The organism is Holdemanella sp. (genome assembly GCF_056804935.1).
In genome coordinates this window covers 1835-3639 of sequence record NZ_DBMEXE010000167.1, presented here as the reverse complement: position 1 = coordinate 3639, position 1805 = coordinate 1835, and the positions used below count along the sequence as shown (strand labels likewise).

Sequence of the window (1805 nt, the reverse complement as noted above, 5' to 3'; positions counted from 1 at the left end):
TCTAAAATGTAACTCACATTGGTAAGCCGTATGCCTTAATAGGGCACGTATGGTTTGATAAGGGGCGGCAGAATTTAAACTCTGCCGCCTACTTTCTTTTTCTTATGGTAAAATGTTTATGATGAGGTGATATTTTATGAAGGGACCTTCCTTTTATTTTCAAAAAATGTCATTAACGCGACAAATTTTAACAATTATTTTGACGGTTTTGATGTTTTTTATCATGTTTTTCTTTGTGTTTGTCAGCGATAATATTGATCGAACCATTACTAAACAAATGTATGAACTGATCTTAAATCGACAAACACCGATCGTTGGATTAGTGGATTCGAAACAAACCAATAGTATAGATGACATTTATGCTTTCTTAGCGAGTGACAGTGTTCAAACAAACTGTATTATTCAAGATGGTAAAATGAATGTGATCTCAAATCAGAGTTCCAAAAGAAAACCAGTGAATCATAAAGTATATGAATATTTATTAGATCAATCCAAACAAATGAATTCTGAAAATGAAGAAGCACTACAGGGAACGATTACGGTCGCAAATTCGAAGTATTATTATCGTTTGATCTATTGTCATGACGGTATAATTTTGGCGAGTTTTATGGATGATACGTATGCGACACAATTTAGAGATTCATTGATTGATTCTACGGTATACGTTATTGTGATTGCGTTTATGATTGTATTCCTGATTATTTTAATGTGGGTATTCTCTATTATTCATCCTTTGAATTTAATTCGAAATTATATTGAACAAATTAAAGATGGAAAAGAAGTAGAACTTCATTTAAATCGTGATGATGAAATTGGTGAAATGGCGACTGCGATTGTGAAGATGAACGATGAATTGAAAAAGCAGGATAAAGCCAAAGAAGATATGATTCATAATATTTCGCATGATTTAAAAACGCCGATTGCGACAATTAAATCGTACGCTGAATCTATTAAAGATGGTATCTATCCTTATGGAACTTTGGAAAGCAGTGTTGATGTCATCTTAGATAATGCACAGAGATTAGAAAATAAAGTACATTCTTTATTATATATGAATCGTGTGGAATACTTGGTGGCAAGTGATGCTGATGGTGTAGTCACAAATATGAAGGATGTTGTGGAACAGGTTGTTTTAAATGCAGCCGTGATTCGCCCTGAAATTCAAGTGATTACAGATGTAGAAGAAGTCTTCTTTGATGGTTTGATTGAAGCGTGGCGTGTAGCCATTGAAAACATTATGGAAAATGCATTCCGTTATGCGAAATCTTACATTAAGATTGAAGTAAGAGAAGACTGGTTGTGTATTAGTAATGATGGTCCAAAGATGCCTGAAGATCGCATTCAATCTTTATTTAGACCTTATGAAAAAGGCGAAGGTGGACGTTTCGGACTCGGATTATCCATTGTTTCTAAGGTTTGTAAGGCCAACCACTATATTGTGAAAGGTGAAAACAGCGAGGATGGAGTTCGCTTTATCATTTATCGTAAAACAAAAAAACAAAAGAAGAAAAAAGAAAATAACTGGGTAAAAAATAAAGGAGAAAAAGCATGATGAATGTCGCAACGATTGGCTCTGGTGTTATAGTAGAGCGCATGATTGAAGCTATGCGTTTAGATGGTCGATACAATTTATATTGTGTATATTCTAGAACAAAGAAGCGTGCTAAAGAATTTGCCGAAAAACATGGGATTCAAAAGTATTACACGGATATGGAAGAAATGTTGAATGATGAAAATGTGGATATTGTTTATGTGGCAAGTCCAAACTCTTTACATTATTCACAATCAAAAATGGCGTTGGAACA

General features: G+C 33.9%; 2 protein-coding genes. Both read left to right on the top strand.

Annotation, left to right across the window (positions count from 1 at the left end):
• The first annotated feature begins 166 nt into the window (after positions 1 to 166).
• Positions 167 to 1552, top strand: coding sequence for a HAMP domain-containing sensor histidine kinase (locus ACZQCL_RS07510; RefSeq protein WP_482482548.1), 1386 nt, complete (start codon positions 167 to 169; stop codon positions 1550 to 1552).
• Positions 1549 to 1805, top strand: a 257-nt coding sequence (locus ACZQCL_RS07505) for a Gfo/Idh/MocA family protein (protein WP_482482546.1), incomplete at its 3' end; no start/stop codon positions are given. The genes ACZQCL_RS07510 and ACZQCL_RS07505, both read left to right, overlap by 4 nt.